General features: G+C 71.7%; 13 protein-coding genes. 9 read left to right on the top strand and 4 right to left on the bottom strand.

Annotated elements, in window-relative coordinates:
* Positions 1-26: 26 nt before the first annotated feature.
* Entirely contained in the window at positions 27-650 is a 624-nt protein-coding gene (locus VK611_07200; protein ID HMG41100.1) for a DUF1772 domain-containing protein, read from the bottom strand.
* A complete protein-coding gene (locus VK611_07195; protein HMG41099.1) occupies positions 647-1,495 on the bottom strand; it encodes an NmrA family NAD(P)-binding protein in 849 nt (282 codons plus the stop codon). The genes VK611_07200 and VK611_07195 overlap by 4 nt, the downstream gene beginning before the upstream one ends.
* A gap of 149 nt (positions 1,496-1,644) precedes the next feature.
* On the opposite strand from VK611_07195, the gene VK611_07190 reads away from it, so the two are divergent.
* Positions 1,645-2,640, top strand: a complete 996-nt coding sequence (locus VK611_07190) for an AraC family transcriptional regulator (protein HMG41098.1) — start codon at positions 1,645-1,647, stop codon at positions 2,638-2,640.
* Here the strand turns inward: VK611_07190 and VK611_07185 are convergent.
* Positions 2,593-3,816, bottom strand: coding sequence for a low temperature requirement protein A (locus VK611_07185; GenBank protein ID HMG41097.1), 1,224 nt, complete (start codon positions 3,814-3,816; stop codon positions 2,593-2,595). The two genes, VK611_07190 and VK611_07185, sit on opposite strands and share 48 nt — an antisense overlap.
* Before the next feature lie 86 nt (positions 3,817-3,902).
* Between VK611_07185 and VK611_07180 the strand changes: the two genes are divergently transcribed.
* Genes VK611_07180 through VK611_07170 form a run of 3 tightly spaced genes read left to right on the top strand, consistent with a single transcriptional unit; the run spans position 3,903 to position 6,894 of the window.
* On the top strand, positions 3,903-5,513 hold the full coding sequence (locus tag VK611_07180; GenBank protein ID HMG41096.1) for an MFS transporter: 1,611 nt from the start codon (positions 3,903-3,905) through the stop codon (positions 5,511-5,513).
* 15 nt (positions 5,514-5,528) lie between these two features.
* On the top strand, positions 5,529-6,131 hold the full coding sequence (locus VK611_07175) for a TetR/AcrR family transcriptional regulator (protein HMG41095.1): 603 nt from the start codon (positions 5,529-5,531) through the stop codon (positions 6,129-6,131).
* A gap of 10 nt (positions 6,132-6,141) precedes the next feature.
* Entirely contained in the window at positions 6,142-6,894 is a 753-nt protein-coding gene (locus VK611_07170) for a maleylpyruvate isomerase family mycothiol-dependent enzyme (GenBank protein HMG41094.1), read from the top strand.
* Between the two features lie 175 nt (positions 6,895-7,069).
* Here the strand turns inward: VK611_07170 and VK611_07165 are convergent, their stop codons facing one another.
* The gene (locus VK611_07165; GenBank protein ID HMG41093.1) at positions 7,070-7,450 is read right to left on the bottom strand and encodes a hypothetical protein; all 381 of its coding nucleotides are present in this window, start codon (positions 7,448-7,450) and stop codon (positions 7,070-7,072) included.
* Positions 7,451-7,738: 288 nt separating this feature from the next.
* Here VK611_07165 and VK611_07160 point away from each other — a divergent pair, with 288 nt between their 5' ends.
* From VK611_07160 to VK611_07140, 5 genes are all read left to right on the top strand, one after another.
* Positions 7,739-8,683, top strand: coding sequence for an ABC transporter ATP-binding protein (locus VK611_07160; GenBank protein HMG41092.1), 945 nt, complete (start codon positions 7,739-7,741; stop codon positions 8,681-8,683).
* A 2-nt stretch (positions 8,684-8,685) separates the two neighbouring features.
* Positions 8,686-9,615 (top strand): hypothetical protein, encoded by a 930-nt coding sequence (locus tag VK611_07155; protein ID HMG41091.1) that lies wholly within the window; start codon positions 8,686-8,688, stop codon positions 9,613-9,615.
* Positions 9,612-10,598, top strand: coding sequence for an ABC transporter ATP-binding protein (locus tag VK611_07150; GenBank protein ID HMG41090.1), 987 nt, complete (start codon positions 9,612-9,614; stop codon positions 10,596-10,598). The genes VK611_07155 and VK611_07150 overlap by 4 nt, the downstream gene beginning before the upstream one ends.
* Positions 10,595-11,368 (top strand): hypothetical protein, encoded by a 774-nt coding sequence (locus VK611_07145; GenBank protein ID HMG41089.1) that lies wholly within the window; start codon positions 10,595-10,597, stop codon positions 11,366-11,368. Before VK611_07150 ends, VK611_07145 begins: the two co-directional genes overlap by 4 nt.
* Before the next feature lie 135 nt (positions 11,369-11,503).
* On the top strand, positions 11,504-13,102 hold a 1,599-nt coding region (locus VK611_07140; protein HMG41088.1), incomplete at its 3' end, for a glycine dehydrogenase (aminomethyl-transferring).

The raw sequence follows: 13,102 nt of genomic DNA, 5'->3' as shown, positions 1-13,102 counted from the left end.
CCGACCCGATCGCGGACCCTGCCGTGTCAAGGGCCGGAGGGCGGTGTCGGCCACTGCTGGTGCTGGCCCCCGGTGCTCGCTCGTGCCGCCGCGCCGGCTTTGCCGCGTCCGTGCAGGAGGAGGGCACGGGCGAGGGCGGCGACCGCCGCGGTGCAGAGCAGGGTGCGCACGTGGTTGCCGGCCACCCACGGTCCTTCGAACTGGTCGCGGACGTGGGCGAGGTCGGCGATGCGGTCGGGGTCCCCGGCCTCGTCGATCTCCGCGTTGAGCGGGAGGTGGAGAGCGGAGGTCACGGCGAGGACGACGGCGTAGAGCCCGAGACCCACGACGGTCCAGCGCGTGGCGAGGGCAGGGCTGTGGCGTCGCTGCAGCACCGCGGCCAGCGGGATCAGCACCAGCGCCGCGGTGAAGGTGAGCGGGAACGCCGGGTTCGTGTTGAACCGCTGCATGGTCGCCACGAAGGTGTGGTCGTCGGCGCCGGCGAGGTTGGGCATGACGGCAACCGAGAAGGTGAAGTTCAGTCCGGCGACGAGGGCCATCGACACCAGCGCGGCGCCGAGCACCCAACCGGTCCAGCTGTCACCGTCGAAGCTGTGGGGGGCCGGCCGGACCGGCTCGGCCACCGGGTAGCGGACGTCGTGGTCGGTCATCGGTCCACTCCCTGGGTCCAGGTGCCGGTGGCGGCGGTACGGGTGGCGTAGTCCGTGAAGTCCCTCGGCGGGCGGCCCAGGCTTCGCTGCACGCCGTCGGCCACGTGGGGGTTGTTGCCGAGGACGTCGCTGAACAGGTAGGTCAGGAACTTGACGAGCTCGGCGGGGACGCCCTGCTCGGCGGCGCCGGCGGCGTAGTCGTCCACCGACACCGGCACGTAGTTGATGTCCCGGCCGCTCGCCTTGGCGATCTCGACGACGGCCTCGGGGAAGCTCAGCAACCGTGGGCCGGTCAGCTCGTAGACCTGGCCGGCGTGGCCGGGCTCGGCGAGCGCCGCCACCGCGACGTCGGCGATGTCGTCGGCGTCGACGAACGGGTCGAGCTGGCCCTCGTCGGCCGGGAGCACCACCTCGCCGGCCCGGATCGGGTCCAGCAGGTAGTCCTCGCTGAAGTTCTGCATGAACCAGGAGCAGCGCACGACGGTCACGTCGGCGCCGGTGTCCTGGACCTCACGCTCGGCCCGCTGGGCCTCGTCCTCGCCTCGGCCGGTCAGCAGCACCAGCCGGGTGACGCCCTGGTCGATCGCGAGCTCGGCGAACGCCCGGGTGGCCTTCGTCGCCTCGGGGATGACCAGGTCGGGGTAGGGGATGTAGGCCGCCCGCACGCCCTGCAGCACCGGCGTCCAGGTGGACTGGTCGGCCCAGTCGAAGGGCGGCTGTCCCGAACGGGAGCCCACCCGCACGGGGAGACCGCGTGCGGCGAGCCGATCGGCGACCCGCCGACCCGTCTTGCCCGTGCCGCCGAGGACCAGTGTCGGCCTCTCGTCTCGCATGATCTCGGTCATGGTGGATCCTCTCCCTTGGTTTGATCGGTGTACCTGACGTCCACTCTGAGGGAGCCGAGCCGGTGGAACAATGCTCACACGTCGCTCATTCATGCCCGTTCGTCCAGCGGTGGTGGACGAACGGCGTCGAGGGCGACACACTGGGGCTCATGCGAGGCGACGATCCCTGGACCACACCCGATCCGCTCGGTGAGGCACTCCACGTGCTGCGCATGTCGGGCACCTTCTACTGCCGGTCCGAGCTGACCGCTCCCTGGGGGCTGGACCTGCCGCCCGAGCCCGACTCGATGTGGTTCCACGTCGTGAACACCGGGCGCTGCTGGCTCGAGGTCGACGGCGTCGAGCCCCGGCAGCTGCAGCCCGGCGACTTCGCCCTGGTGCCCCACGGCCAGGGCCACGTGCTGCGCAGCGAGCCCGGGGCTCCGGCTCCCCGGGTCGACGGGCTGGACTACGACTACGCCAGCGACCGCTACGCGATCCTGCGTCACGGCGGCGGTGGGGCGCCGACGAGCATCGTGTGCGGCACCGTCCGCTTCGGACACCCGGCGGCCCGCAACCTGGTGGCGCTGCTGCCCCGCACGATCGTCGTCGAGGGGGCGCCGGGGTCGCCCTCACCCGAGGCCGACTGGATGCACAGCACGCTCCGGCTCATCGCCGCCGAGGGGCGGGGGCTGCGGCCGGGCGGCGAGGCCGTGATCACGCGGCTGTCGGACATCCTGGTCATCCAGGCCATCCGCTCGTGGATCGCCGGTGACCCGGTGGGGCAGACCGGCTGGCTGGGTGCACTGCAGGATCCCCGCATCGGGCGGGCCATGTCGCTCGTGCACCGCGACCCGGCCAAGCCCTGGGCGGTGGCGTCGCTGGCGCGGGAGACCGCCATGTCGCGGTCGGCGTTCGCGGCCCGGTTCACCGACCTGATGGGTGAGCCGGTGATGCAGTACGTCACCCGCTGGCGGATGCAGGTGGCGCTCGACTGGCTGCAGCACGACGACGTCCCCGTCGCCGACCTGGCCGCCCGTCTGGGCTACGAGTCGGAAGCGGCGTTCAGCCGGGCGTTCAAGCGCACGGTCGGCATCTCGCCCGGTGCCGCCCGCCGGTCACCGCCCGACACCCTCGCCCAGTCCCCCCTCCTCGCCACGGCCTGAGGGCCGAGCCGGTGGGGGACCGGACAGGACCATCGTCGTTGTGAGGACGACCATCACCACGGCGCACGCCACGACGGCGGGTGACAGGGGAGCGGTGGCCCCGATCGCCACCAGCACCGCGGCGCCGCCGAGCTTGGGGAACACCCGCTCGTCGGTCACGGCGATGCCGGCGCTGGTCATCACCAGGGCGAGGCCGAGCAGGTAGCCGGCGGTCGGCAGCGCCACTGCGAGGGCCGCCACGCGCTCGTCGGCGTGGCCCGACGACGCCTCGCTGGCCAGGTGGAGGCCCGCGCCCATGGCCGCCAGCGAGGCGAAGATCCCCACGTGGGCGTAGCCCCAGCGGAACGCCATGTCGGGCGTGGGGGAGAGGTGGCCCGGGTGGTCGAAGTAGATCCACCACGCCGCGAACGCCAGCACCAGGCCCGAGATACCGATCGTCAGCAGCTGGCTGGTGAGCCCGGTCTCGTCGAGCGCCGCCTGGATGCCCATCGTCGCCGAGAGGATCGACTCGCCCAGCACGATGATCGTGAACAGCCCGTAGCGCTCCTCGATGTGGCCGGAGTGGAACACCGGACGGCCGGTGGCCCGCTCCGCCCACAGGGGTACCAGCAGCTCGCAGCCGGCCAGCACCAGGAACCCCGGCACCTGCAGGTCCTCCGGCAGGGCGAGCCGCAGGAACCACAGCACCTGCAGCACGGTGATGCCGAGGGCGTAGCGCTGGGCCCGCAGTCGCATCGTCGGCTCGTCCCGGGCGACCCGCAGCCAGCCGGGGACCAGGCCCAGCCGCATGATGGCGTAGCCGACGGTGACGGCCAGGAACTCGCCGTCCTCGCTGGCGGAGGTGACCCCGGCGGCCAGCACCAGCACGCCGGCCATCTGCACCAGCGTGAGGAGCCGGTAGGGGACGTCGTCGGAGTCGTGGGCCGAGGCGAACCAGGTGAAGTTCATCCAGGCCCACCACACGGCGAAGAACACGGTGGAGTAGCCGATGAGCGCCTGGCCGATGTGGTCGGCGGCCAGCTCGTGGTGCAGCGACGACGCCGCCCGCGCGACGCCGACCACGGCGGTCAGGTCGTAGAGGAGCTCCAGCGGCGTGGAGGTGCGGTGGCCCTCGTCGGGATCACGGACGAGAGCCCGCCCCCGCAACCTCGCCGGCGTCGATCGCATGGACCGCATGGACACGCTCGGGAGGATACGACGGGTCCGAGGTGTGACATACGCTACGTTGCCGTAGCGCTGCGCTACGACTACGTTTCACATCTATGTCCGCTACGTCGTCCGCCCTCTGGGAAGACCCTGCCATCTACCGCCGGCGCTGGGCGCTGCTCGGCGTCATGTGCCTGTCGCTCGTCCTCGTCGTGATGGCGGTGTCGTCGCTCAACGTGGCCACGCCCTCCATGCAACAGGCGTTGAACGCCACATCCACCCAACTCCACTGGATGATCGACGCCTACGCCATCGTGTTCGCCGGCCTGTTGCTGCCGGCCGGCGCCATCGGCGACCGCTACGGCCGCAAGGGCGCCCTGCTCGCCGGTCTGGGGGTGTTCGCCGTCGGCCTGGCCGTCGCGGGCGTCGCCGACGCTCCGGGCCAGGTCATCGTGGGCCGGGGGATCATGGGCGCCGGCTCGGCGCTGGTCATGCCGGCCACGCTGTCGATGCTCACCGCCATCTTCCCGCCGCAGGAGCGCACCAAGGCGATCGCCATGTGGAGCGGGTTCGCCGGCGGCGGTGCTGCGATCGGGCCCATCATGTCGGGTGCGTTGCTGGAGCAGTTCTGGTGGGGCTCCACGGTGCTCGTGAACCTGCCGATCGTGCTGCTGGCCGCCGTCGCCATCGCCGCCCTCTCGCCCCGCTCGCGCGACAGCCAGTCCACGCCGCTCGACCTGGGCGGCGCCGTCCTGTCCGTGGGCGGCATGGTCAGCCTGCTCTACGGGATCATCGAGAGCGCCGAGTACGGCTGGACCTCCCCCCGGGTGCTGGGCGCGTTCGTCGCCGCGGTCGTGCTGCTCGTCGGCTTCGTGCTGTGGGAGCGCCGGGCCGAGCACCCGATGCTGCCGATGTCGCTGTTCGCCGACCGCCGCTTCAGCGTGGGCAGCGGCGTCATCATGCTCGGGTTCTTCTGCGCCTTCGGCGTGTTCTTCCTGAGCACGCTCTACATGCAGTACGTGCTCGGCTACTCGACGCTGGCCACCGGCTTCGCCACGCTGCCCTGGGCCGGCGCCCTCATCCTGACGGCGCCCCGCAGCGCGGCGCTGAGCGAGCGCTTCGGCCTCGCCCGCACGATGGCTTTCGGGTTCGTGATGGTCGCGGTGGCGTTCGCCATCCTCGCCCAGCTCGACGTCGGCTCGCCCTACGCCGTGCTCGGCATCGCCTTCGCCCTGCAGGGTGCCGGCATGGGCGCGGTGTTCGCCCCCGCCACCGGCAGCATCATGGCGGCGGTGCCGCTCGACAAGGCCGGCGTCGGCTCGGCCGTCAACGACACCACCCGGGAGCTGGGCGCCGCCCTCGGCATCGCAGTGCTCGGCACCATCATCGGCTCGGCCTACCGCTCGTCGATCGACCTGTCGGGCGCCGACCTGAGCCCGGAGGCCCGCGAGGTCGCCCGGGAGTCGATCGGCGGCGCGGTCTCGGTCGCCCGCGACCTGCCCGGCGGAGGTGCGCCGGTGCTGGCCCAGGCCCAGGAGGCGTTCGTCGACGCCTTCCGGGTCACCAACACGCTGTCGATCGCCATGACGCTGGGGGCCGCGGCGATGGTGCTGTTCGCGCTGCGCCGTCGTCCCGGCGACGACGACAACCTCGCCCCGGCCACCGACGACGAGCTGGAGCTGGAGTACGAGGCCGGCGGGCTCGACCTGCAGCCGGCCGAGGCCTAGGGCACACTGGTCACCATGACCGTGCAGGACGTCTCCACCACGAAGGTCGACATCGACCCTCGGGTGGAGCGTTCTCGCGTGCAGGTGCTGCACGCCACGCTCGAGCTGCTGGGCGAGGTCGGCTACGGCGACCTGACCATCGAGGCCGTCGCCGCCCGCTCCGGCGTCGCCAAGAGCACCATCTACCGGCACTGGAAGGGCAAGCTCGAGCTGGTGACCGATGCGTTCCACGAGATGAAGGTGGCCGAGCCCCCGCCGGCCCCCGGTCCGGTGGCGCAGCGGGTCACCGACCTTCTGATGGACATCGCCCGCAACGTCATCGGGACCGACTGGCGGGTCAACTGCCTGCCCGCGCTGATCGAGGCGTCGGCCCGGTGCCCCGAGGTGGCCGACGTGTCGCGCGACCTGGCGGAGGCCGGCATGTCCCGTGTCAAGGCCGTGCTCGACGACGGGGTCGCCGTCGGCGAGCTGCCGGCGGAGCTCGACACGATGCTGCTGGCCGACGCCCTGACAGGACCGATCTTCCTGCGGGGCCTCTTCCACCGGCGCCCGGTGCAGCCCGACGAGGTGCCGGGCCTGGTGGCTCTCCTGCTGCCTTCGCCGCCGTCGTCGCCGTAATCTTCCGGCGGTGGAGGTCGCAGAGCACATCGACGCCCTGGCGGGGGAGGGGCGCCTCCTCGCCGACGCCGCCGAGGCTGCCGGGGTCGACGCCCCGGTGCCCACCTGCCCCGAGTGGGTCGTCCGGGACCTGGTGCGCCACACCGGGGGAGTCCACCGGTGGGCGGCGACGTACGTGTGCGACGCCGTGGTCGACGTCATCGACCAGGACCTGGAGCCGCTCGTCGGCGGCTGGCCATCCGACGACGAGCTGGTGCCGTGGTTCCGGGAGGGGCACGGGCTGCTGGTCGACGCCTTGCGGGCCGCTCCGGCCGACCTCGAGTGCTTCACGTTCCTGCGGGCGCCGTCGCCGCTGCAGATGTGGGCCCGGCGCCAGGCCCACGAGACCGCGATCCACCGGGTCGACGCCGAGGCGGCGGCCGGCTACCTGACCCCGCCGGCGCCCGACCTGGCGTCCGACGGGATCGACGAGCTGCTCACGTGCTTCATCACCCGACCGAAGACCCGCCTCCGGCTCGACCCGCCTCGCACGATCGCCGTCGCCGCCACCGACACCGGCTCGGCGTGGACCGTCGAGATCGGCCCCGAGCGCATCACGACGGAGCGCTCGTCGTCCCCGGCACCCGACCTGACCGTCACCGGTGAGGCCCCGTCGCTCTACCTCTGGCTCTGGAACCGCACCGACGCCTCGAACCTCACCTACGAGGGCGACGAGTCGCTGCTGGCCGCCTGGCGCGACAACGTCCAAGTCCGCTGGTCCTGACCCGGCGCACTGGAGGCTGAGTGGATTCTCGGCTGGTCTTCGACCGCCGAGAATCCACGTTCTGTCAAGTTGCCGTGAGGAGCCTCTCCCCTCAGGGGTTGGCGCAGAGTGCCGGGAATCGACCAGCACCTTTCGCTGCCCACCCCCGCAGAGGGCGAACCCGCCGGAGCGGTTGTTAGGACGACGCTTCTCTCCCGTAACGATCCTCGAGCCTGACGACATCCGCTAGCTCGGTCGTGCTCGCCTCCAGCACTACCGTGTCGACGATCGCCGTCATCCGGTGGCACATACCCGGTCGAATGTGGACAGCCTCGCCAGGAACCAGTTCGAAGCTGTCCAACGGCTCGCCGAGCATGCCGATCTCGAGCCACAGCCTGCCGGACTGGACGGCGATGGTTTCCTCCTTGCGCTCGTGATACTGCAACGACAGCGCCTCTCCCTCACGTATGTGGAGCGTCTTGCCGCAGTACTTGCCTGACACAACGGCGAAATGGGTCTCGAAGCCCCAGGGCTTGTCCACTCGGCCGACGGTGGTCACCCAGGTTTCCTTGGTCACATTCGCTCCCGTTCTTCCGCCGTCGAACGTAATGGCCCTCGTTCGTGAAGTCCGGGTCCACGCGTTGGCAACGCGGCCAGAGGCGACCGTCCCGTGCCGAGTCATCTGTAGTCGCCCGAAACCACAGTCGAGTCGTTCGTCGTCGGAGACCGATCACAGACGACTCGAGAACAACCAAACGACCACAAACGACTCACCAACTCCGCCGCCATCGGCCAGCAGCTCGGCTGATGGCACAGGCGACGCCCTGACGCGGGAACCTCGTGACGGCGTGCCAGACTCGGTTCGATGTTCGTGGAGCCCGTGTCGTCGTCGCTGCTCAGGACGGCTGACCTGACCCTGACGTACCCGAGCGGCACGACCGCGCTCGCGGGGCTGAACGTCGACGTACCCCGGGGCTCCGTCGGGCTGGTCGGCGCCAACGGGGCCGGCAAGACCACGCTGTTCCGCCTCATGCTCGGTCTCATGTTCCCCACCTCCGGGGCGATCGAGGTGACCGGCCGGCTCGTGAGCGAGGATCCCATCGGCATCCGCAGCCGCCTCGGCTACATGCCCGAGCACGACTGCCTGCCCCCCGACCAGTCGGCGTCCGACCTGGTGGCGACGTTCGGCGAGCTGGCCGGACTCCCCGCCCGGGCCTCCCGCCAGCGGGCCTCCGACGTGCTCGACCTGGTCGGCCTCGACGAGGCCCGGTTCCGCCCCATCGGCGGCTTCTCCACCGGCATGCGCCAGCGCACCAAGCTCGCCCAGGCCCTCGTCGCCGACCCCGAGCTGCTGCTGCTCGACGAGCCCACCGCCGGCCTCGACCCCATGGGCCGCGAGGAGATGCTGCAGCTGGTGGAGCGCCTGGCGAGCTTCGGCATCTCGGTGCTCTTCGCCACCCACCTGCTCGACGACGTGCAGCGGGTGTGCGACCACGTGGTGATGATCGACGGCGGCCGGCTGGTGCTGACCGGCCCAATCGACCAGCTGGTGGAGCGCACCGGCGTGCTGCGGGTGGAGGTGGGCGGCCGGCCCGACTGCGTGGCGGCGCTGGGGGCTCAGCTGTACGAGCGAGGCCTGGCCAGCCGGGCGATCGACATCCACACGCTCGACGTCGACACGTCGGTGCAGGGCGAGGACGCCTTCGACGTCGTGCGCGACACGATCGCCGACCTGAACCTGCGCCTCTACTCGCTGTCGAGCCGGCACCGCTCCCTCGACGACCTGTTCCTCCAAGAGGCTTCGCACTAGCGATGAGCCTCATCGGTGCGACCAGTGCGACCATCGGACGGGCCGTCGGCGGCGCCGTCTACGACCGGGGCTACCGGCCCTACGAAGGTCAGCGGGGCGGACGCTCGGCGGCCCGCTGGGCCCTGTGGCGGCTGTCGGTGCGCCGCACGCTGGGCCTGCGCCGCTCGTGGCGCCAGAAGGTGCTGCCCTGGACGCTGCTCGGCATCGCCACCCTGCCCGCCATCATCAACGTGGGCGCCGAGTACATCTCCCGCCAGCAGGAGCAGAGCTTCATCCCCGAGTTCTTCACGTTCCGTGAGTACACGGACGTGTCGACGGTGCTGCTGCTGTTCGTGGCCGTGGCGGCGCCCGACGTCATCTGCCCCGACCGCCACGACCGGGTGCTACCGCTGATCTTCTCCCGGCAGCTCACCGGGATCGACTACGTGGTCGCCAAGGTGGGCGCGGTCGCCACGGTGCTGTTCGGGTTCGCCTTCCTGCCCCAGGTCGTGCTGTTCGTCGGACAGATGTTCGTGAGCCGCGACGGGGCACTCGACTACTACCTCGACCACGACGAGGTGATCTGGCAGGCCGCCGTGTCGGTGGCGATCTTCGCCTTCTACTACGCGGTGATCAGCGTGGCGCTGGCCTCGCTGACCGACCGCCGCATCGTCGGCGCCATCGCCTTCCTGGGCGTGGTGCTGGTCAGCGCGGCCGTGAGCGGAACGCTGGTGGCGGCCACCGGCAGCGGCGACCAGTCGGCGTTCGACCTGCTGAGCGTCCTCAGTCCCCCACGGGCCCTGCGCGACATCGTCTTCCTCGGCCACATCCACTGGTCGGAGCCGCTGTCGGGCGTCGCCGGCGCCGGGGTCATGGCGCTCCTGGTGTACGTCGCCATCGTGGCCGCCAGCTCGGCAGTGCTCGTGTGGCGCTACCGGGAGGTTCAATTGTGAGCAACCCGGCGGTCCCCCTGCCGTCTCCACCCCTCCCCCCTCCCCCGCCCGACCAGCTCGACCCGGCGTTCGTGAACGACGCCACCGTCATCGCCTCGGGCGTGTCGATCTGGTTCGGGCACAAGGTGGCGGTGACCGAGCTGTCCTGCTCGTTCGGCCCGGGCGTGACCGGCCTCCTGGGGCCCAACGGCGCCGGCAAGACCACCTTCATGCGCACGATCTGCGGGCTGCTGCCGCCCAACCAGGGCACGATCCGGGTGCTGGGCCGCGACCCCCGCACCGACCGGGCCGCCCAGCACGACATCGCGCTCGTCCCCGAGGACGACGCCGTCCCCAACGCCCTCACCGCCCGCCAGCTGGTGCGCTACACCGCCGCGCTGCACCGCATCGCCGACCGCAACGCCCCCGAGCAGTGCCTCCACGGCGTGGGGCTGCTCGACGTCGCCGACCGGAAGGTGGCGGGCTTCTCGAAGGGCATGCGTCAGCGGGCCAAGGTGGCCGCCGCGCTGGTGACCAACCCCAGCGTGCTGGTGCTCGACGAGCCCCTCAACGGCGCCGACCCGGTGCAGCGGGTGGCGCTCATCGAGCTGTTCCAGCGCCTCGGCAGCGAGGGGCGCACGGTGATCGTCAGCTCGCACGTGCTGCACGAGGTGGAGCGGCTGGCCACCCGCCAGATCGTGATCATCCGGGGGCGGCTGGCCGCCGCGGGTGAGCACCGGGCGATCCGCGACTCGCTGGCCGACCGCCCCCGCTCGGTGCTGATCCGCACCCCCGACCCCCGCCGGCTCGCCGCCGACCTGCTGGCCCTCGAGTCCGTGCAGGGCGTGACGATCGACGGCGCCGGCCTCGTCGTGACGTCGCCCCGGGCCGGCGATCTGGCCGAGGCCCTCCCGGTGGTGGCACGGAAGGCTGGCGCCCGCCTCCGCGAGGTCCGCCCCCTCGACGACTCCCTCGAGAGCGTCTTCCGGGAGCTGCTCCGATGAGCGTCGCGACGCCGCCGGTGCAAGGGGCGGCGATCCCCTCCCCCTTCGTCGCCGTGGTGGGCTACACGCTGCGGGCGTGCCTGCCGGCCAAGCGCTGGTTCGGCGTGCTGCTCCCCTGCGTCGGCGCCCTGCTGTTCGCCTGGATCACCCAGGCCGTCGACAGCGAGGACCAGGTCGAGGCCTTCGCCGAGATCTCCCGACAGGGGCTCTTCGGCCTCATCCTTCCGCTGGCCTGCCTGGTGATCGGCGACGCCGTCCTCGGTGCCGACGCCCGCGCCGGCACCTTCCAGCTCACCTGGCTGTCGCCGGTCCACTTCGGCACTATCGCCGTGGGCCGCTGGTTGGGCGGCTGGATCGTCGCCCTGGTCACCGTGGTGCCCGCCTTCGCCCTCGGCGCCGTGATCGCCGGCATGCCCGAGGCCGTCGGTCCGATGGCGCTCGCCGCGGCCGGTGGCTCGGCCGCCTACATCGCCCTGTTCCTGCTGCTCGGGGTCCTGGTGAAGCGGTCGACGGTGTGGTCGCTGGCCGTGGTGCTGGTCGGCGAGCGGCTGGTCGGCGGCGAGCTGTCGGGCATCGGCCAGATCTCGCCGATGTGGCAGGCCCAGCAGACGTTCGCCGGCCTGTGGGACGAGGGCGGCCACTACATCCTGCGTGACGGCATGCCCGACAGCTGGGCCGCCATCGTCCGCCTGGCCATCGTCGCCGTGGTGTGCCTGGCGGTCGCCAACTGGCGGCTGGCCCGGATGCGCCCGCTCAGCGGCGACGACTGACCGCCGACCGCCGCACATCACCCGAAACTTCGACACAGCTGGCGCTATGGCCACCACTTCTGTCGAGATTTCGGGTGGTCAGTCCCGCGACAGCAGACTCTCTCGGGGATGTGACGGCCGGGTAGCTTGGCCGCCGTGACCGAGCCGTCCCGCCGTACCGAGTCGTTCACCACCCGCCACATCGGACCGACGCCGGCCGACCTGGAGAAGATGCTCGCCACCCTGGGGCTGTCGAGCCTCGACGAGCTGATCGACCAGGCCGTTCCCGCCTCGATCCGCACCGACAAGCCGCTCGCCCTCGACGACGCGGTGAGCGAGCCCCAGGCCCTCGCCTGGCTGCGGGAGCTGGCCGACCGCAACACCGTCGCCACCTCGCTGATCGGGCAGGGCTACTACGGCACCCACACGCCCGGCGTGATCCTGCGCAACGTGATGGAGAGCCCCGCCTGGTACACGGCCTACACGCCCTACCAGCCGGAGATCAGCCAGGGCCGCCTCGAGGCGCTGCTCAACTTCCAGACGATGGTGTGCGACCTCACCGGGCTCGACATCACCAACGCCTCGATGCTCGACGAGGGCACCGCCGCCGCCGAGGCCATGACGCTGTGCCGGCGGTCCACCAAGCACTCGGGCGCCACGTTCTTCGTCGACGCCGAGTGCCACCCGCAGACGATCGCCGTGGTCGCCACCCGGGCCGAGGCGCTGGGCATCCCGGTGGTCGTGGGCGACCCGTTCTCGGCGGCCTACTCGGCCGAGGACTGCTTCGGCGTGCTGCTGCAGCACCCGGGCACCTCGGGCGTGGTCCGCGACCTGCGGCCGGTGGTCGAGGAGGCGCACGGCACCGGGGCGCTGGTCACCGTCGCCACCGACCTGCTCGCGTGCTGCCTGCTGGTGCCGCCGGGCGACCTGGGTGCCGATGCCGCGGTCGGGTCGACGCAGCGCTTCGGCGTGCCGCTCGGCTTCGGCGGCCCCCACGCCGGCTTCCTGGCCACCCGCGACACCTTCAAGCGCTCGCTGCCGGGTCGGCTGGTGGGCGTGTCGGTCGACGCCGCCGGGCGCCTCGCCTACCGCCTGGCGCTGCAGACCCGGGAGCAGCACATCCGCCGCGAGAAGGCGACGTCGAACATCTGCACCGCCCAGGTGCTGCTGGCGGTGATGGCGTCGATGTACGCCGTCTACCACGGCCCCGACGGCCTGCGGGCCATCGCCGCCCGGACCCACGGTCTGACCTCCGATCTGGCTGCCCGCCTGGACCTGGTCAACGACACCTGGTTCGACACGCTGACGGTCCGGGTCACCGATGCCGCGGCCGTCCACGCCCGGGCCGTGGCCGCCGGCATCAACCTGCGGCACGTCGACGACCACACCGTCGGCCTCTCCCTCGACGAGACGACCGACGAGTCGGTGCTCGCCAAGGTCGCCGGCGTGTTCGGCCTGCCGGCCGCCTCGCCGGCGAGGGCCCAGGGCATCCCCGAGGGCGAGCGCCGGACCACCGAGTACCTCACCCACCCGGTCTTCCACGAGCACCACAGCGAGACGGAGATGCTGCGGTACCTGCGGCGGCTGGCGGACCGCGACGTGGCGCTGGACCGGGCGATGATCCCCCTCGGGTCGTGCACGATGAAGCTCAACGCCACCACCGAGATGGAGCCGATCACCTGGCCCGAGTTCGGTGCCATCCATCCCTACGCGCCCGACGACCAGGTCGCCGGTTATCTCGACCTGATCAAGGGG

It is taken from the genome of Acidimicrobiales bacterium, assembly GCA_035316325.1.
GTDB lineage: Bacteria > Actinomycetota > Acidimicrobiia > Acidimicrobiales > VFJN01 > DASXTK01.
The sequence above is the reverse complement of the archived record's forward strand: the minus strand, read 5'-3'. Positions and strand labels throughout refer to the sequence as shown.